This is a genomic window from Pseudomonas sp. So3.2b, from assembly GCF_019464415.1.
Lineage (GTDB): Bacteria > Pseudomonadota > Gammaproteobacteria > Pseudomonadales > Pseudomonadaceae > Aquipseudomonas > Aquipseudomonas shahriarae.
This window is the reverse complement of sequence record NZ_CP080494.1, coordinates 635,383-654,012: the sequence shown is the minus strand read 5'-3', so window position 1 is coordinate 654,012 and position 18,630 is coordinate 635,383. Positions and strand designations below refer to the sequence as shown.

The 18,630-nt window shown below is 61.0% G+C and carries 18 protein-coding genes and 2 pseudogenes; 9 read left to right on the top strand and 11 right to left on the bottom strand.

Annotated elements, in window-relative coordinates:
• Window positions 1-2 precede the first annotated feature (2 nt).
• The 9 genes and pseudogenes from K1X80_RS02875 (at window position 3) to K1X80_RS28435 (ending at window position 6,683) form a co-directional block, all read left to right on the top strand.
• Window positions 3-335 carry a phosphoribosyl-ATP diphosphatase gene (locus K1X80_RS02875; protein ID WP_029295998.1) on the top strand — a complete coding sequence of 111 codons (333 nt, stop codon included), beginning with the start codon at window positions 3-5 and terminating at the stop codon, window positions 333-335.
• A 27-nt stretch (window positions 336-362) separates the two neighbouring features.
• Window positions 363-641 (top strand): twin-arginine translocase TatA/TatE family subunit, encoded by a 279-nt coding sequence (locus K1X80_RS02870; RefSeq protein ID WP_038445371.1) that lies wholly within the window; start codon window positions 363-365, stop codon window positions 639-641.
• 10 nt (window positions 642-651) lie between these two features.
• Entirely contained in the window at window positions 652-1,059 is a 408-nt protein-coding gene (gene tatB, locus K1X80_RS02865) for a Sec-independent protein translocase protein TatB (RefSeq protein ID WP_057958066.1), read from the top strand.
• Window positions 1,056-1,847, top strand: a complete 792-nt coding sequence (gene tatC, locus K1X80_RS02860; RefSeq protein ID WP_057958065.1) for a twin-arginine translocase subunit TatC — start codon at window positions 1,056-1,058, stop codon at window positions 1,845-1,847. The genes tatB and tatC overlap by 4 nt, the downstream gene beginning before the upstream one ends.
• Entirely contained in the window at window positions 1,844-2,551 is a 708-nt protein-coding gene (locus K1X80_RS02855; RefSeq protein WP_120731318.1) for a 16S rRNA (uracil(1498)-N(3))-methyltransferase, read from the top strand. Before tatC ends, K1X80_RS02855 begins: the two co-directional genes overlap by 4 nt.
• 121 nt (window positions 2,552-2,672) lie before the next feature.
• Window positions 2,673-3,686 (top strand): annotated as a pseudogene (locus tag K1X80_RS28450) (methyl-accepting chemotaxis protein); the annotation flags it as partial.
• A gap of 30 nt (window positions 3,687-3,716) precedes the next feature.
• Complete coding sequence (locus tag K1X80_RS28445; protein ID WP_370693728.1) at window positions 3,717-4,589, top strand: methyl-accepting chemotaxis protein; 873 nt, start codon at window positions 3,717-3,719, stop codon at window positions 4,587-4,589.
• A gap of 186 nt (window positions 4,590-4,775) precedes the next feature.
• Window positions 4,776-5,981, top strand: a pseudogene (locus K1X80_RS28440) (methyl-accepting chemotaxis protein); the annotation flags it as partial.
• Entirely contained in the window at window positions 5,970-6,683 is a 714-nt protein-coding gene (locus tag K1X80_RS28435) for a methyl-accepting chemotaxis protein (RefSeq protein ID WP_408980321.1), read from the top strand. The pseudogene K1X80_RS28440 and the gene K1X80_RS28435, both read left to right, overlap by 12 nt.
• A 15-nt stretch (window positions 6,684-6,698) precedes the next feature.
• Here K1X80_RS28435 and K1X80_RS02840 read toward each other — a convergent pair whose 3' ends face one another.
• From K1X80_RS02840 to hutG, 11 genes are all read right to left on the bottom strand, one after another.
• The gene (locus tag K1X80_RS02840) at window positions 6,699-7,433 is read right to left on the bottom strand and encodes an amino acid ABC transporter ATP-binding protein (protein ID WP_057958061.1); all 735 of its coding nucleotides are present in this window, start codon (window positions 7,431-7,433) and stop codon (window positions 6,699-6,701) included.
• Complete coding sequence (locus tag K1X80_RS02835; protein ID WP_057958060.1) at window positions 7,426-8,385, bottom strand: amino acid ABC transporter permease; 960 nt, start codon at window positions 8,383-8,385, stop codon at window positions 7,426-7,428. Before K1X80_RS02835 ends, K1X80_RS02840 begins: the two co-directional genes overlap by 8 nt.
• 123 nt (window positions 8,386-8,508) lie before the next feature.
• Window positions 8,509-9,306 carry a transporter substrate-binding domain-containing protein gene (locus K1X80_RS02830; protein WP_057958059.1) on the bottom strand — a complete coding sequence of 266 codons (798 nt, stop codon included), beginning with the start codon at window positions 9,304-9,306 and terminating at the stop codon, window positions 8,509-8,511.
• 221 nt (window positions 9,307-9,527) lie between these two features.
• Complete coding sequence (locus K1X80_RS02825; RefSeq protein ID WP_198799420.1) at window positions 9,528-10,328, bottom strand: transporter substrate-binding domain-containing protein; 801 nt, start codon at window positions 10,326-10,328, stop codon at window positions 9,528-9,530.
• A gap of 229 nt (window positions 10,329-10,557) precedes the next feature.
• Window positions 10,558-13,128 (bottom strand): glucans biosynthesis glucosyltransferase MdoH, encoded by a 2,571-nt coding sequence (gene mdoH, locus K1X80_RS02820; protein WP_057437190.1) that lies wholly within the window; start codon window positions 13,126-13,128, stop codon window positions 10,558-10,560.
• Window positions 13,121-14,848: a glucan biosynthesis protein G gene (locus K1X80_RS02815; protein WP_057958074.1), complete on the bottom strand. Its 1,728-nt coding sequence runs from the start codon at window positions 14,846-14,848 to the stop codon at window positions 13,121-13,123. Before K1X80_RS02815 ends, mdoH begins: the two co-directional genes overlap by 8 nt.
• Window positions 14,849-15,114: 266 nt before the next feature.
• A complete protein-coding gene (gene dtd, locus K1X80_RS02810; protein WP_057958057.1) occupies window positions 15,115-15,552 on the bottom strand; it encodes a D-aminoacyl-tRNA deacylase in 438 nt (145 codons plus the stop codon).
• Window positions 15,549-16,520: a prolyl aminopeptidase gene (pip, locus tag K1X80_RS02805; protein WP_220172651.1), complete on the bottom strand. Its 972-nt coding sequence runs from the start codon at window positions 16,518-16,520 to the stop codon at window positions 15,549-15,551. The genes dtd and pip overlap by 4 nt, the downstream gene beginning before the upstream one ends.
• Window positions 16,521-16,858: 338 nt before the next feature.
• Window positions 16,859-17,227, bottom strand: a complete 369-nt coding sequence (locus K1X80_RS02800) for a hypothetical protein (RefSeq protein WP_128593011.1) — start codon at window positions 17,225-17,227, stop codon at window positions 16,859-16,861.
• Window positions 17,228-17,234: 7 nt separating this feature from the next.
• Window positions 17,235-17,711, bottom strand: coding sequence for a hypothetical protein (locus K1X80_RS02795; RefSeq protein ID WP_128593012.1), 477 nt, complete (start codon window positions 17,709-17,711; stop codon window positions 17,235-17,237).
• Between the two features lie 98 nt (window positions 17,712-17,809).
• Complete coding sequence (hutG, locus tag K1X80_RS02790; RefSeq protein WP_057958054.1) at window positions 17,810-18,625, bottom strand: N-formylglutamate deformylase; 816 nt, start codon at window positions 18,623-18,625, stop codon at window positions 17,810-17,812.
• Window positions 18,626-18,630: the final 5 nt, after the last annotated feature.

The window sequence follows — 18,630 nt, the reverse complement described above, 5'->3', positions numbered from 1 at the left end:
ACATGAGCGATACCCTGAACCGTGTGGCCCAGGTGCTGGAGGACCGCAAAGGTGCGGACGCCGACAGCTCCTATGTCGCCAGCCTGTACCACAAGGGCCTGAACAAGATTCTGGAAAAACTCGGCGAGGAATCCGTCGAGACCATCATCGCCGCCAAGGATGCCGAGATCAGCGGCGATTACAGCGATGTCATCTATGAGACTGCCGACTTGTGGTTCCATAGCCTGGTCATGCTCGCCCAACTGGGGCAGCATCCACAGGCCGTGCTGGATGAACTGGACCGTCGCTTCGGCTTGTCCGGGCACGCCGAAAAGGCCTCGCGCCCGTCCGCCTGAATAACTTTCTGACTGAGGAATTGCAGCATGGGCATTTTTGACTGGAAACACTGGATCGTTATTCTCGTGGTAGTCGTCCTGGTGTTCGGCACCAAGAAACTGAAGAACCTGGGCACCGACGTCGGCGAGTCCATCAAGGGCTTTCGCAAGGCCATGAACGACGACGAAAAACCGGCCGATACCGGCGCAAACCCGGTCCCGCCGGCACAGCCTGTACACCCCCAGGCAGCCCAGCCGATCACCGAGCGCCGTACCTTCGACGTGCAGGCCGAGAAAGTCGAAGAGCCGTCCCGCAAAGACTCGTGAGCACTGACTAATGTTTGGTATCAGCTTCTCTGAACTGCTGCTCGTCGGCCTTGTTGCCCTGTTGGTGCTGGGGCCTGAACGCCTGCCCGGCGCCGCACGCACGGCCGGCCTGTGGGTCGGGCGCCTGAAACGCAGTTTCAACGCCATCAAACAGGAAGTTGAACGGGAAATCGGCGCCGACGAGATTCGTCGGCAGCTGCACAACGAACATATTCTGTCCCTGGAGCAGGAGGCGCGCAAAATTCTCACGCCCCAGCAACAGGCGCCGACACCGGTTGAACCGGTGGCCGAGCAGAGCATTGCGCCGGTGGCCGAGACGGCCCCGATCGCCACGCCCGCTCCTCCAGCAGAGCCCGCGCCGACGCCCGCCGCGTCGCCCGCTCCCCACGACCCTACATTGCCGCCGCGAGCCCCATGAGCGCTGATAAACCGGAAAACGACCAGCATATGCCGCTGGTCTCGCACCTCACCGAGTTGCGCACCCGCTTGCTGCGGTGTGTGGCGGCGATCTTTGTGATCTTTGCCGGGCTGTTTGCCTTTACCCAGCAGATCTACACCTTCGTCTCGACACCGCTGCGCGATTACCTGCCGGTGGGCGCGACGATGATCGCCACCGACGTGTCCTCGCCGTTCCTCACGCCGCTCAAGCTGACGATGATGGTGTCGCTGTTCCTGGCGATCCCGGTGATCCTGCACCAGATCTGGGGGTTTATCGCGCCCGGCCTGTACAAGCATGAAAAGCGTATTGCCGTGCCACTGCTGGTGTCGAGCATCATGCTGTTCTACACCGGCATGGCGTTCGCCTACTTCCTGGTGTTCCCGCTGATCTTCAAATTCTTCGCCGCCGCCACCCCGGCCGGCGTGGAAATGATGACCGACATCAGCAGCTACCTCGACTTCGTGATGACGCTGTTCTTCGCCTTTGGCGTGGCCTTCGAGATCCCGGTAGCGGTGGTGTTGCTGGTGTGGATCGGCGTGGTCGACGTCAAATACCTGCGCAAGATCCGCCCGTACGTGATCATCGGCTGCTTCGTGGTCGGCATGATCCTGACCCCACCGGATATCTTCTCGCAGACCTTGCTGGCCGTGCCGATGTGGATGCTGTTTGAAGTGGGCATCCTGTTTGGCAGCCTGGTGAGCAAGCGTGGCGAACACCCGGATGACCAACCTGCCGATGACGACCAGCCGCCAGCGACCCAACCGTGAACCTGTTGCTGCTGGAAGAGGCCGACTTTATCGCGGCCGACCGGGTGATCCTGCGGGATCGGCGCCTGGTGCATATGCAGGAGGTGCATCGTGCGGCGGTTGGCGACAGCCTGCGCGTCGGACGCATTGGCGGGCTGATGGGCAATGCCGAGCTACTGCGCCTGGAGGCGGGTGAAGCCGAGCTGCAAATCAGCCTCGACCAGCCGCCACCGGCCAAGTTGCCACTGACCCTGCTGCTGGCCCTGCCCCGCCCGAAAATGCTGCGTCGGGTCTTGCAGACCGTGGCGTCCATGGGGGTGCCACGGGTGGTCCTGGTCAACAGTTATCGGGTCGAGAAAAGCTTCTGGCAAACCCCATTCCTGGAGCCAGAAGCCGTACGCGAACAACTGATCCTCGGCCTGGAACAGGCGCGGGATACCGTGCTGCCCGAGATCATCATCGAAAAGCGCTTCAAACCCTTCGTCGAAGACCGTCTGCCGGCCCTGGCCCAGGGCACTCTCGGCCTGGTCGGGCATCCCGGCGACTACCCGTCCTGCCCACGCGGGCTGGATCAGCCGGTGACCCTGGCCATCGGCCCCGAAGGTGGCTGGATTCCCTACGAGGTGGACTTGCTGGCCAAGGCCGGCTTGCAGCCGGTGCAACTGGGCGCGCGGATCCTGCGTGTGGAAACTGCCGTTACCGCGCTGCTCGCTCGCCTCTTCTGATTCCGCCCCTCCAAAAACACCACAAAGCCAGCTCCCACAGGGCTTTGTGTCGCTACAGAATCGCGCTTGCATGCCGATATCCTCAGGATAAGTCCAAGCCTTGTTCAGGGGAGTCCACCGCATGTACCGTTGGTTAGCTGAAAAACTGGGGAATGTAAGCGTCAATCGTAAACTGAGCGTGGGGTTTGGCCTGGTATTGCTTCTCACCCTTCTAATCACCTTCACCGGCTGGACAGGCCTGAGTGGCGTGATCAGCCGTGGCGATAAGCTGGGCTTTATTTCCAGCCTCAATGAGCTGACCAAAGACCTGCGCCAGGCGCGCCTGGACTATGAAATGCGCCGTGGCGAGCAAGGCCCGGAGCGGGTCAATGAGTTGATGGAGAAACTCGACAGCGGCCTGAAAACCGCCCGCAGCCAGATCGAGCAACCGGCAGACGACGCCTTGATCGACGAGCAACTGGCCGCGGTTGCCAAGTATCGGCAATCCTTCAGCGCCATGGTCCAGGCCGGAGCCCAACGCGAAGATGCCCGCAGCAAACTCGGCGCTACCGCCGACAACGCCGTCGCACGCATCGCGGAGATCGAAAAAGTCCTGCTGCAAGGTGATAGCGTCACCCAGTTCAACAGCGTGATCGAGTTGAGCAAGCTGATTCAGCAAGCGCGCTTCCAAGTGCGTGGCTACACCTACAGCGCCAAGGTCGAAGCTGAGCAGCCGGCACTGGAGGCCATCGCCAATGCCCTGAAGAGCGCCGACAGCCTGCGCAGCCAACTGCCTGAGCAGTACGGCGCCAACCTGCAAGAGGCCAGCAACTCCCTCAAGGCCTATCTCGCCGCCGTCAGCCAGTTCCGCGACTCCCAGGTCGCCAGCACCGCAGCGCTCAAGGCCATGGCTGAGCAAGGCGACCTGCTGTTTGATCGCAGCAAGAAACTGACTGCTTCACAAACCGTGATCCGCGACAACGATGCCGCACAGGCCAAGTTCCTGTTGATGCTGGCCGCAGCCCTGGCACTGTTCTGTGGCATCGTCGCGGCCTGGACGATTACCCGGCAGATCGTGATCCCACTGGGCCAGACCCTCAAGGTCGCCGAGCGCGTCGCCGCCGGCGACCTGACCCACGACCTGGTTTCGCAACGCCAGGACGAACTGGGCCAACTGCAACGCGCCATGCAAAGCATGACCATGGGCCTGCGCGATCTGATCGGCGGGATCAGTGATGGCGTGACGCAAATCGCCAGCGCCGCCGAGCAGCTATCGGCCGTTACCGAGCAGACCAGCGCCGGGGTCAACAACCAGAAGATCGAGACTGACCAGGTCGCCACTGCGATGAACGAAATGGCCGCCACCGTGCAGGAAGTGGCGCGCAATGCCGAGGAAGCCTCGGAAGCCGCCGTCGCCGCCGACCAGCAGGCCCGCGAAGGTGACAGGGTCGTCGGTGAAGCCATCGCCCAGATCGAGCGCCTGGCCGGCGAAGTCGGAAACTCCACCGAGGCCATGGGCCACCTCAAGCGCGAAAGCGACAAGATCGGCAGCGTACTGGACGTGATCAAGTCCGTGGCCCAGCAAACCAACCTGCTGGCCCTTAACGCGGCCATTGAAGCCGCACGCGCCGGGGAAGCCGGCCGTGGCTTCGCGGTGGTGGCCGATGAGGTGCGCAGCCTGGCGCAACGCACCCAGAAGTCCACCGAGGAAATCGAAGAGCTGATCGTCGGCCTGCAAAGTGGCACCCAACAGGTGGCGACCATCATGGACAGCAGCCGCAGCCTCACCGACAGCAGCGTCGAGCTGACACGCCGGGCTGGCAATGCCCTGGAAAACATCACCCGCACGGTCTCGGCCATCCAGGCCATGAACCAGCAGATCGCCACTGCTGCCGAGCAACAGAGCGCCGTGGCCGAAGAGATCAACCGCAGCGTGCTGAATGTACGCGATGTGTCCGAACAGACCGCAGCGGCCAGCGAAGAAACCGCCGCCTCCAGTACCGAACTGGCGCGCCTGGGTTCCCATCTGCAGGCGTTGGTCGGGCGCTTCCGGGTCTGACACCTCCCCTTCGCGGCGACCCGTCCGGGTCGCCGCATGCAACTTGTGAAATTTCCTACATGTTTTTCAGGCCCTGATCGGTACGCCTGGCGCCCAAGGGAACTAGCGTTCAATGGGTTCACTGTGTCCACGCCCCTCGGCGTCCCGGCACGTTGATTTCCTTTGTGCACTTGCCGGAGGTTGGCCATGCTTCGTCGAATGACTCAACTGCTGGGTAACGCCAGCGTCACCCTCAAACTGGTCCTGGGTTTTGCCTTGGTGTTGGCCCTGAGCCTTGTGATTGCCCTGACTGGCTGGCAGGCCCTCGCCGCCTCGCTCTACCGCTCACAGACTCTGACCGTTCTCGCCCAACTGGCGGTCGCCGGCGAGGAGCTAAGGGCCGACCGCATCGTCTACCGCACCCTGGACGACGAGGCCAGCCTTGGCAAACTGAGCCAGTCCATGGAGAAGATCGACGGATATCTGGCCGAGCTTGCACAACGTCTGAAAGCGCCGAAACCCCAACAGTATTTGCAAAGCATGGGGAACCTCTCCGAGCATTTCAAAACGACGCTCAAGGATGTCCCCGCGCGGGTCAAACAACGGGAAACCGCCCGTGAGCAGCTCAAACAGAGCTCGGTGCGCACCAGTGACGTCCTCGCGCAATTGGCCAGCGACCTGCCGGACCAGGAAGACGAAAAAGCCCTCGATGCCATCGAAAGCCTGCGCCTGGCCATCGAACAGGCCGAAGACCGCGCCCTGAGCCCGGCCTGGGCCGCCAGCAGCCTGGATGTCTATACCCAGGAGGTCAGCGACGCAGAACGCAGCCTCGAACTCGCCCAGGCGGCCGTGGAGAGGCTGCCCGTGGACAGCAGCGCATTGAAAAATGCCGTACTAGGCATTCGCACGCACCTGACACGCCTGCGGGACACCCAACTGACGACCGAAACCGCGCAAAACCAGCTCGAGCAGCAGTTGGACCAGCTACTGGCACAAAGCGACCTGCTTACTCAGGACCAGACTCAGCGCCGTGACCGGGAAGCCGAACAAGCCCGCACCCAGACCCTGGCCATTACCGGGGCGGCCCTGCTGTTCGGCGCCCTCGCCGCCTGGATAATCTCCGGGCAGATCGTCAAACCATTGCGCAGGGCGCTCACAGTGGCCAATCGCATTGCCGAGGGCGACTTGAGCCACGATGTGCAGACCCAGCGCCGTGATGAACTGGGCCAGTTGCAATGCAGCATGGCGCGAATGACCCTGAACCTGCGGGGGCTGATTGGCAGCATCAGCGACAATGCCCGGCAAATCGCCAGCGCCGCCGAGGAGCTTTCGGCCGTTACCGAGCAAACCCGGGCCGGCGTCAGCAATCAGCGCGACGAAACCGAGCAGGTGGCGACCGCCATGAACCAGATGCTCGCCACTGCCCAGGAGGTCGCCCGGCACGCCGAACAGGCCTCGATCGCCGCCACCCAGGCCAATCAGCAGACCGAACTGGGCGACCAGGTGGTGGCCGATGCGGTGGCACACATAGAACACCTCGCCCACGAAATGGCACGCTCAAGCCAGGCCATGCTGGGCCTGCAGCGGGAAAGTCAGAAGATCGGCAGTGTGCTGGAGGTGATCAAGTCGGTGTCCCAGCAGACCAACCTGCTGGCGCTCAATGCGGCAATCGAGGCCGCACGTGCCGGTGAGGCCGGCCAAGGGTTTGCGGTGGTGGCCGACGAAGTACGCAGCCTCGCCCAGCGTACCCAGCAGTCCGCTGAGGAAATCGAAGAGCTGATTGGCGGATTGCACAGCGGCACGCAACAGGTCGCCGATATCATGGACAACAGCCGCACCTTGACCGACCGCAGCGTCGGCCTGACCCGCAACGCCGGCGACGCCCTGACGGAAATCGCGCGCACCGTGCTGGTCATCCAGGAAATGAATCCACAGATCGCCGCCGCTGCCGAACAGCAAAGTGCGGTGGCCGAGGAGATTAACCGCAGCGTGTTGAAAGTCCGGGATGTGTCGGAGCAAACCGCCGCTGCCAGTGAACAGACAGCGGCGGCGAGTATCGAATTGGCACGCCTGGGCACGGACCTTCAGCAGTACGTGGGCAAGTTCAAGGTATGAGCATGCCCCTGGGCTTTACAGAACCTGGCGCAAGAACGCTTGTGCCCGTGGGTCCTTCGGCGCATCGAAGAACTGCGCGGGCGCAGCATCTTCCAACAGTTTGCCGTGATCAAAAAACAGCACACGGTCCGCCACTTCCCGGGCAAAGCCCATTTCGTGGGTCACGCAGACCATGGTCATGCCTTCCAGGGCCAGGGTCTTCATGACGTCCAGCACTTCGCCGACCATTTCCGGGTCCAGCGCCGAGGTGGGCTCGTCAAACAGCATGACCTTGGGCTCCATGGCCAACGCCCGGGCAATCGCCACACGCTGTTGCTGGCCGCCGGAGAGCCGTGAAGGAAACTCGTTGGCTTTCTGCGCAATGCCGACCTTTTCCAACAAGGCCAGGGCCTTGGCCTCGCGCTCTTGCTTGCCGCGCTTGCGCACGACTTTCTGCGCCAGGCACAGGTTTTCCAGCACGGTCATGTGCGGGAACAGGTTGAAGTGCTGGAACACCATGCCGACTTCCCGGCGATAGGCGTTCACATCGGTCTTGGGGTCGGCCAGTTGCAGGCCGTCGATGCTCACCGAGCCCGAGTCGAACTCCTCCAGGCCGTTGAGGCAGCGCAGGAACGTCGATTTGCCGGAACCGGATGGACCGATCACCACCAGCACTTCGCCCTTGGCCACCTGGGTGGTGACGTGATCCACCGCGCGCACCACGTGCCCACGGGTGTCGAAGACTTTTACCAGATCGCGGACTTCAATCACTTTGGGCGAGCCTCCGCTCAAGCCGGCTGGCCATTTTCGACAGCGGCAGGTTGATCAGCAGGTACAGGCCTGCGACACAGAACAGGATTTCAAACGGCGAAAACGAGGTGGTGATGACTTCGCGGCCGCTTTTGAGCAGCTCGGTGATAGCGATCACCGACACCAGCGAGGTGTCCTTGACCAGGCTGATAAATTGCCCGGCCAACGGCGGCAGCACGCGCTTGAAGGCTTGCGGCAATACCACGTGGCGCATCGACTGGCTGGCACTCAGCCCCAGGGAACGGGCCGCTTCGCCCTGGCCACGGGCAATCGACTGCACGCCCGCGCGCACGATTTCCGCCACGTAGGCGCCGGTAAACAGCGACAGCGCGGCGATACCGGCGAACTCACGCGACAGGTTCAGCACCGTGCCGATAAAGAAGTAGAAAATGAAGATCTGTACCAATAGCGGCGTGCCTCGCACCAGTTCGACGTAGATCGTCGACAGATCGCGCAAGGTCGGGTTATTCGATAACCGACACAAACCGGTCGCCAGGCCGATGAACAGGCCCAATACCCCCGAAACCAAGGACAGCCACAGGGTGGTCCACAAGCCCCACATCAACGGGCCCAACGCCCAATGCCGGGTCACACCGATCACATCGCCTTCGGCCACATCGTCGCCACGGGCTACTTGCAGGCTGTTTTCGGCCACCGTCAGGTGCTGCTCGGCACCTGCGTCGTTACGCAGGGTGACTTCAGCCACGTCGCCCTTGCGCACCAACTCGACCACCGTGGAAATATCCGCCGCGCGCTTGGACTCTTCGGCCTGGTAGGCAAAGTATTGCGGCACACGGTTCCAGCGCCATTCGTAGGACATCAGCGAGGTGGCGTAGTACAACGCGCCGGCCATGCCGACCAGCACCAGCACGGTCAGCAGGTGCCAGGGCCATTGGGCTTTTTTCTGTTTCATTGCGAGTTCCGGGAGGTGTATCGGCTGTCAGGCCGCCATCGCGGGCAAGCCCGCTCCCACCTTGGAATGCACTCCAACTGTGGGGGCGGGCTTGCCCGCGATGGGCGCGACGCGGTTGCTAGCTTATTCCATGTCCTTGAGCCACTCGGAGCTCTTGAACCACTTGTCATGGATGCGATCGTAGGTGCCGTCGTGCTTGATCTGGTGCAGGAAGTTGTTGATGAAGTTGATGCTGTCGTAGTCGCCCTTCTTCAAGCCGAATGCCAGAGGCTCATAGGTGAAGGGTTCTTCGAGGTATACCAACTTGCCGTTGCCGACTTTTTTCTCGGCCACCACGTTGTACGGCGCGTCGTAGACAAAGGCATCGGCCTTGCCGTTGACCACGTCAAGCACACCTTCCTGCTCGTTGTCGTAGCCGTGGTACTTGGCCTTGGAGATCAGCTTCTTGGCCACCATCTCGCCGGTGGTGCCGAGCTTGGAGGTCAGACGGTACTTCTCGTCGTTCAGGTCTTTGTAGGACTTGATAGTGCCTTCCAGTTCCTTGCGGATCAGCAGGGTCTGGCCCACCACGATGAACGGTTCGCTGAAGTTCAGGCGCAGGTTGCGCTCCTGGGTCAGGGTCATGCCGCTGCCGATCATGTCGAACTTGCCGGTCAGGAACGCCGGGATGATCCCGTCGTAACCGGTGGAGACCAGTTCCAGCTTGACCCCCATGGACTTGGCCATTGCCTTGAGCAGGTCGACTTCAAAACCAATGATTTCGCCGCGTTTGTTGGTCATCTCGAACGGCATGTAGGTCGGATCCATGCCGACTTTCAAGGTGCCGCGCTTGACCGCTTCGTCAATCGCCCCGGCCTGGGCCGTATTGACCGCCAGCAGGGCCGTCACGCCGAGCATCAGCATCGAAAGATACTTTTTCATCACCAAGTCCCCTGACTCATTTTATTTTGATGCGAGCCCCAGCAGGGCTGCACTATTTCTTCGGGGAGCGATGCTAACCCACTCGCCCACTGGCACAAAGGTCTAGCCGGGATTTGTTGGCTGATATGACAGAAAAACCCTACAAAAACCCGGAGAAAGCGCAGTTAGAGGGCTTGCCCTACTGGGCGCCTCCCATGTGAGTATGTAAGCAGTTGTGACCGTCATTCGATCTCCGACAGCCAGTCCGTGTCCCGGAACCACTTGTCATGCAGCCGATCGTAGGTGCCGTCCTGGGCAATCTGATTAAGGAAGTGATTGATCCAGTTCAGGCTGTCGTAGTCGCCCTTCTTCAGCCCAAACGCCAGGGGCTCGTAGGTGAAGGGTTGCTCCAGGGCCAGCAGTTTGCGGTTTTGCGGCTTGGCCAGGGCGATCAGGTTATAGGGCGCATCATGGATAAACGCATCAACCTCACCGCTGACCACCTGGCGGACGCCTTCCTCCGCCGTGGCAACACTCTGCAGCTGTGCAGCCCCCAGGAAGCGCCGCGCCGCCACTTCGCCCGTGGTGCCATCCGCCGCCGCAATCCGGTAGCCGGCTTCGTTCAAGTCTTCAATGCTGCTGACTTTGCCGGCCAGGCGCGGGTGAAGCAGCACGGTCTGGCCGACAATGATGAATGAATCACTGAAGTTGAGTTTGAGGTTGCGCTCCTGGGTCACGGTCATGCCGCTGCCGATCAGGTCGAACCGGCCGGCCAGCAGGCCCGGGATCAGTTCGGTATAAGCCACCGGAACCCATTCCAGCCTCACCCCCAGGGCTTTGCCCATTTCTTCGAGCAGGTCTGCTTCGAGGCCGATGACCCGCCCCTGTTTATCAGTCATCTCGAAGGGCACATAGTTGGGATCCGTCCCCACCTTCAAGACCCCGCGCCGCACGGCCTCATCAATCGCGCCTGCGTGTGCCATCTGCAGCTGTACCAACGCGACAATGCCCAGCAGCAGCATCGACCAGTAACCCTTGATCATGAAAAGCCCCTTTTTCATTACACAGCCGCACACCGGGCGTTGCGGGTTTAGCGCAAACCAGAGGCGGTCGATTCAGATTTGGGGGGCGATGCTAACCCACCGGCAGGCAGGGCAATACGCCTTGAACCAGGGTCTTTTGTATCGAAGTTAGAAGGGTGAAGCAGAAGCGACAAGCGCTGTAGGAGAGGCGTATCAAGCGCCCCCGAGACAGGTCTCGGGGGCGTCTGAATCAGGCAGGTTGCGCCTGGGATGACAGCGGTTGCAGCGGCAGCAACGGCGCATGGGGGTCGGCCTTGACCGACTCGCGCCAGGCACCCAGCCATTCGGCATGCCCCTCGCTCCAGACTTGCTCATGCAGGCGTGCCAGGGCCACCGGGTCGCTGAGCAACGCCACGCGCTCGTTGTTGTTCAGGCCAGCAGGGCCGACTTTCAACGCATGCCGCACACGCTCGATACGCAGCCACTCGATCGGCTCTGCCTGACCATGTCGGGACGTTGCCAGGGCACAGGCCAGGGCATTCTGTTGCGGATCGACCACTGCCCGGATAAACCCGTCATTGAGTGCATGCCAACGGTTTTCGTGGGTATAGCGGTCGGTCGACAGCAGCGCCTGCGGCGGATTGTATTCCTCGGGGATCAGGAACAGGCTTTCGTCGCGGGACTTGAGGCCCAGATTGACCCGGCTGGAGATCACCGACACCGGGATCGATAGCATCAGCGAACCGACAATCGGCACCAGCCACCACAGGAAGCTGGGGTTCAACCACACCACCAGCAGCGCCCAGAAGAAGCCCAGCAAGGTCTGCGGACCGTGGCGCTTGACCGCCTCGCTCCAGGGCGTGGAGTCGTCGTCACGTTGCGGCGAGTTCCAGGTCGCGGCCCAGCCGAGGAACGCGGCGAGCACGAAACGGGTGTGGAAAATCATCCGTACCGGCGCCAGCAGCATGGAGAACAACATCTCCAAGAGCATCGACAAGGTCACCTTGAACTTGCCACCGAACTCTTTCGCGCCCTTGGCCCAGATCAGGATGATGCTCAGCAACTTAGGCAGGAACAGCAGCACGATGGTGGTGGAGAACAGCGCCACCGCCTTGTCCGGATGCCATTGTGGCCACAGCGGATACAACTGGCGCGGCGCCATGAAGTACTGCGGTTCCATCAGGGTGTTGACCGCCAGCAGGGCCGTGGACAGCACCAGGAACAGGAACCACAACGGTGCCGACAGGTACGACATCACGCCGGTGAGGAACACCGCACGGTGCACCGGGTGCATGCCCTTGACCAGGAACAGGCGGAAGTTCATCAGGTTACCGTGGCACCAGCGACGGTCACGCTTGAGCTCGTCCAGCAGGTTGGGCGGCAGTTCTTCGTAGCTGCCCGGCAAGTCGTAGGCAATCCACACGCCCCAGCCGGCACGGCGCATCAGCGCAGCTTCAACGAAGTCGTGGGAAAGAATCGAACCGGCGAACGCACCTTTGCCGGGCAACGGCGCCAGGGCGCAGTGCTCGATAAACGGCTTCATGCGGATGATCGCGTTGTGGCCCCAGTAGTGGGATTCGCCCAACTGCCAGAAGTGCAGGCCGGCGGTGAACAGCGGGCCGTAGACGCGAGTGGCGAACTGCTGCATGCGTGCATACAGGGTGTCCATGCCCGAGGCACGTGGCGCGGTCTGGATGATCCCGGCGTCCGGCGTGGCTTCCATCAGGCGCACCAGGCTGGTCAGGCATTCGCCGCTCATCACGCTGTCGGCGTCGAGGACCACCATGTACTTGTAGTCACCGCCCCAGCGACGGCAGAAGTCGTCGAGGTTGCCGCTCTTGCGTTTGACGCGACGGCGACGGCGGCGATAGAAGATCTTGCCAAAGCCACCGGCTTCGCGGCACACGTCGAGCCAGGCTTGCTGTTCGGCGATGCAGATATCGGCGTCGTTACTGTCACTGAGCACGAAGAAATCGAAGCGGTCCAGATCGCCAGTGGCAGCGACCGACTCAAAGGTCGCACGCAAGCCGGCAAACACCCGGGGCACGTCTTCGTTGCAGATCGGCATCACCAGCGCGGTACGGGCCTCTTTCGGGATCGGCTCGTCGCCGGCGCTTTTGCCGGAGATCCGGTACTTGTCGTGACCGGTAAGCAGTTCAAGGAAGCCCATCAGCGCGGTCCAGAAACCTGCCGAAACCCAGCAGAACAGAATCCCGAACATGATCAGGATGCTGGTTTGCAGGGCGTAGGGCAGGACCTGGGTAGCGGTTTGCAGCAGGGTCTGGTTGCGCACCTCGTCAAAGTCGACGAAGGACCAGCCCTGGTAAGGCATGATGCCTTTCATGTACCAGCCGGCCACAATCGTCTGGCCGAGCATCAGCACCAGCAGGATATAGCGGCGGATCGAACCGACCGTGCGCCAGCGCGCAGCCGGCAGCACGCGCTCGTCTTTCGGCGGCGCAGGAGGGTTGCTGCGGCCGGTCAACCGGCGCCAGCCACGCACCAGAATATTGGTGCGCCAAGGCTCGGGCACCACTTTGGTACGGCGGATCGGCGGCGTGGCCTTGAGGCAAACCCGACCGCTGGCGTCGAGCACCAGCATTTCGGCTTCCTCTAGCTCCTCGGCAGTGTTGAGGGTCAGCCGGCGGCCAACCGACGCCTGCGCGGCGTCCACCGGTGCGTCAAAGGTCGACGACGACAGGCGCTCGTGCAGTTCGGAGAAGGACTTGCAGCCCGCCAGTTCGGCGCGCTGCTCGTCGGTCATCGGAAGATGCGCCAGGTACTCGGCAAGAGTCTCTGGCTGGACTTGAGAATTACTCATCGGCAGGCAACTGATTGCTCCAGGTTTCGGTCAGGACTTGTTCTGTCTTGACTGGCTCCGGGGTGGCTGGGGCAGCTTCTGGCTGCTTGTCCTTGGCGTCTTTCTTGGCCTGTTTCTCGTGTTGCTTGGCCAAGACTTTGTCAGCCTTCAGGACTTGGGTGGAAGCCTGCTCTGGCTCAGGCTTGACGATATCCTGGACCAGGGCCGCACGCATTTCGGTCGGTTTGCCTGCATCCTTGATCTTCAAGCGCAGGGTCAGGCGCCAGCCTTTGGTGTGCGGGTTGTAGCGCACGCTGTTTTCCACGACTTCGCCGTTTTCGCCGACGCTGACCTGGCTGCGCACTGCTGCATCGGGCTTCAGGGCCTTGAGGGACGGGCCTTCGAAGTCCACCAGATAGGCCACGCTGCCGTCTGGCTGACGGATCAGGTTGGACTGTTTCACATCACCGGTAGAACGCAGGGTCTGCTTGACCCAGGCACTGTCCGGCGAGTGGAACGGTGCATCGTTGAGAGTCCAGTGCAGGCGGTAGGCGATATCCAGCGGCTCGCCGGGCTTAGGCAGTTCGGCCGGGCTCCAGAAGGCAACGATGTTGTCGTTGGTTTCATCGGCGGTCGGAATCTCTACCAGATCCACGGAACCCTTGCCCCAGTCGCCTTGCGGCTCGATCCAGGCGCTTGGGCGCTTGTCGTAGTTGTCGTCGAGGTCTTCGTACTGGCTGAAGTTGCGACCACGCTGCAACAGGCCGAAACCACGCGGGTTTTCTACCGAGAAGTTGCTGACCGACAGGTGTTTTGGGTTGTTCAGCGGGCGCCAGATCCACTCGCCGTTACCGGCATGGATCGACAGGCCGCTGGAGTCGTGCAGTTCGCGACGGTAATTGAGCACTTTGGACGGCTGGTTGGCGCCGAACAGGAACATGCTGGTCAGCGGGGCAACGCCCAGCTTGCTGACATTGTCACGCAGGAACATCTGCGACTTGACGTCGACAATGGTGTCGGTGCCCGGACGCAGGATCAGGCGGTAGGCGCCGGTGGCCCGTGGCGAATCCAGCAAGGCGAAGATCACCAGGTGCTTGTCGCCCGGCTTTGGACGCTCGATCCAGAACTCGGTGAAACGCGGGAACTCTTCGCCGGACGGCAGCGCGGTATCAATCGCCATGCCACGGGCCGACAGGCCATAGACCTGGTCCTTGCCCACGACGCGGAAATAGCTGGCGCCGAGCATGGTCATGATTTCGTCTTGCTTGTCGTCCTTGTTGATCGGGTACAGCACGCGAAAGCCGGCATAACCCAGCTGATCGGTGGCTTTAGGATCAAACTTGACGTCGCCGAAATCGAAACGAGTCGGGTCGTACTTGATTTCCTGGACGTCGGTCGCGGTGACTTCGTTGATTTTCACCGGCGTGTCGAAGTGCATGCCCTGGTGATAGAAGGACAGCTTGAACGGGGTTTTCTGCTCGGCCCACTCGGCTTTTTCATTGCGGAAACGAATTTTCTGGTAATCAGCGAACTTCATTTCGCGGAATTCGTTCGGCAGATTGCTGCGTGGGGCTTCGTATTTCTGCCCGGCCAACTCTTTTGCCTTGGCCGACACATCGTCCAGACTGAATGCCCACAGTTGACCCGCGCCGAACAGGCAAAACAGGGCGGAGCCCGTCACCAGTGCGTTTCGTAACCGTTTGGCAGACAATTTTGGTGCATTACAGGGACTAACAATCACGAGCAACCCTCGCCGAAAACAGATCAAAAAACCAACGGCCAGCTATCTATATGCCAGGTTGGCGAGCATTGTTCCGACTCCGATGGGGCTAAATGATTCCCCAAGGGCGACCGGACAAGTCTCTACCTAAATCAAAACTGGACCAATTTACGCTGGTCCCCGTAGCGCGCGATTATCTAGTAGCCCGTGAGATAACGCAGCAGGGGCAACCAAGTATTTGTAGCGAAAACTTGCGTTTTGCGCATTAAAAGTCGTTTTTCATACAATCAGGTCTGTAACAGGAAGGTGACCGGCCCGTCATTGACCAAATGCACCTGCATATCCGCGCCAAAACGCCCCGACGCCACCGTGCCATGCAATTGTTGCGCTTGTGACAACAAGTGCTCGAAAAGCGCCTCGCCCAACGCCGGTGGCGCCGCTTTGGAGAAGCTCGGACGCAGGCCGCTCTTGGTGTCGGCCGCCAGGGTGAACTGGGACACCAGCAGCAAACCACCGCCAATGTCCTTCAACGACAGGTTCATCTTGCCCTCGTCGTCACTGAACACCCGGTAGTTAAGCAGCTTATGCAACAACTTGTCGGCACTGGCGGCGGTATCTGAAGGTTCAACGGCCACCAGTACCAGCAAACCCTGGTCTATCGCACCCACCACCTGCCCCGCCACCTCGACCCGGGCGCCACGCACCCGCTGCAAAAGGCCCTTCATGCTTCTTCAGGGGGCAGATCAAGCAGGCGTCGTGCCATCTGGCCCGCCGCACGCACCAGCGCATCGGTGATACCCGGCTCGGACGCCGCGTGGCCCGCCTCGCGGATCACCTGCAACTCACTGTTCGGCCAGGCCTGGTGCAGCTCCCAGGCATTATCCAGCGGGCAGATCATATCGTAGCGGCCATGCACAATGATCCCCGGCAGATGGGCGATCTTGTGCATATCGCGAATCAGTTGGTTGGGCTCCAGGAACGAGTTATTGGTGAAGTAGTGGCACTCGATACGCGCAATCGACAAGGCGCGCTGGGGCTCGGAGAAGCGCTCGATCAGCTGCGGGCTGGGGCACAGGCCGAGCATGCGGCCTTCCCAGGTGGACCATGTCTTGGCGGCATGCATCTGGGCGATCTGGTCATTGCCGGTCAGGCGCTTGTGGTAGGCGCTGATCATGTCGTGGCGCTCTTCCACCGGGATTGGCGCGATGTAATCCTGCCAGTAGTCCGGGAACAGGCGGCTCGCGCCGGCCTGGTAGAACCACTGGATATCCTGCGGGCGGGCCAGGAAGATGCCGCGCACAATAAGGCCATGTACGCGATCAGGGTGGGTTTGCGCATAGGCCAGGGCCAGGGTCGAGCCCCAGGAGCCACCGAACAGCACCCATTTTTCAATGCCCAGGTGCTCGCGGATCCGCTCAAGGTCGGCGACCAGGTCCCAGGTGGTGTTGTTTTCCAGGCTGGCCCGCGGAGTGGAGCGCCCGCAGCCGCGCTGGTCAAAGGTGACGATGCGGTACAGGTTCGGATCGAAATAGCAGCGACTGTTGGCATCGCAGCCGGCGCCGGGACCGCCATGGATGAAGACCACGGGCAAACCTTGCGGGGAACCACTTTCGTCGACATACAGCGTGTGGGTTTCATCGACGGCCAGATCGTGCCGGGCGTAGGGTTTGATCTGCGGGTACAAAGTCTGCATTGCGCGCTCCGTAAGGGGTCGGGTCCATCCCTGGGGGGACGTCTATTATTTTGCCGTCTGGCATCATAAACCCGAATTGTGCAATGAGCATGTCCTTGAGGACTTAGACCTGTGTCAGTGATCAGCCAGGAAGGTTCGCGCACCACCTGTGGGAGCGGGCTTGCTCGCGATAGCGGCGGATCAGTCGACATATTTGTGAACTGACAGACCGCCATCGCGGCGATGCGGCGATCCGACCAGCCCGCTCCCACATTTCGCCCCCATTGTTTGATCTGGCGCTTACGACGTGAGGACGCCGCTGCATCCTGGAACGGTTGTGGATCCTTTGCGTCGTGTTATCAACACATCCTATTGAACAGCCGCTTTATGCCTCGCCACTGAGTACGCTTGAGGTTTTCATCCAGAAGCCGACAAACCCACAGCAAGAACTGGTGGTTGTTACAACCGAAGTAATGCTCTGAAAAACACAACTCATAATCAAACGGTGCTGCATTGCGCAGTCCACCAGGTGTCAGGTTATTACGCAGGTAGCCGTGAATTTCCCGCTTGAGTAGCAGGACACTGAGGCGGGAATGGGCGTCAACATAGCCTTGCACAATAGCCGGCAAGGAAAGAGGCACAATCGCAGGTTCTCCTTCCCTGCGCCACGCACCGACTTTCTCACCCACTTCGCTATACATGAAACCCGTTAAACGCTGATAAGCCATAACCGCCTCAGATAATCGGAAAGGCGGTCAGCACATAATTAAGCCTCATCCTGCCACCCTGAAAGGATGAGACTCGAAAAGCCGCGTAGAGGCTGGCGGTGGATAACGGCACGGCAAACTCACCAGCTAAACCAATCACCTGCCCTGTTGCAGGTGAGGCTCCCAAGCCAGCGGCTATCGCCTGACCGGATCTATAGGCGTACGACGCAGTTGTCTCGCCGCTGAGCAGTTGTGCGGTACCGGCAGCCAACTGATCAGAGGCGTGTACCCCCATGGCAACACAGCCCATCTTGCTGATCATCGTCGGCTCAGGTAATGCGCACAAAACACCTGCGCCCGCCAATTCGATGATCCCACCAACGACACGCAAACCACCAAAAATTCGATTTGAGGCGATTTCAGCAGCGCTCAGGGATTGGTGTTCCAAAATCGCTGCCATCTGCGCATAACTTAAAACAACTCGAAATTCCTCTTCCTGAGACACCACCGTTGGCCCTTCCTGATCGCAGAGGCCCGCAGACTAACCAAACAACATAGATGTACTAAGGGTGGTAACCACATTAAGGAAATAACCTACTCAAGTTACGGAATAGGCCTTGAAGACAACTGCTTCTGGCCCCACGCCAAGAACCCTTCCAGCAACTGCCTCAACACCACCCGCGTCGGCTCGGCCAGATCCTGTCGATACCTGAACGGCTCAAACTCCTCCATATACGTGCACTGCCCCAACTCCAACTGCACCGCATGAATATCCTGCGCCGGGTTGCCGTAGTGCCGGGTGATATGCCCGCCCTTGAAACGCCCGTTCAGCACATGGCTGTAGTGCGGATGCGCCGCGCAGATGGCTTCCAACTGGCTGGCCAACTCGGGGTCGCAGGCGGCGCCATTGAAGGTGCCGAGGTTGAAGTCCGGCAGCTTGCCGTCGAACAGGTGTGGGATCACCGAGCGGATCGAGTGGGCGTCGAACAGCAGCGCGTAGCCGAATTCGGCCTTGAGCCGCGCCAGTTCCTGTTGCAGGGTCTGGTGATAAGGCGTCCAGATCTGCTCCAGATAGGTCGCCCGCTCCGCCTTCGACGGCTCCTTGCCTTCAATAAACAACGGCACGCCATCAAACAGCGTCGCGGGAAACAGGCCGGTGGTCGCCCCGGCATACAGCGGCTTGTCGTCCGACGGCCGGTTCAAGTCGATGACAAACCGCGAATACTCGGCCGCCAGGGTGCTGGCCCCCAGCTCTGCAGCAAAATCGTACAGCGTAGGGATATGCCAGTCGGTATCCGGCAGGCTTTGCGCCTCGGGGATCAGGCCCGCTGCAACCGCAGGCGTCAGGCGCAGGCCGGCGTGGGGCATGCTGATCAGCAGCGGTGTGCGGCCTTGTTTGAAGTTCAGAACCTTATCCACAGCAG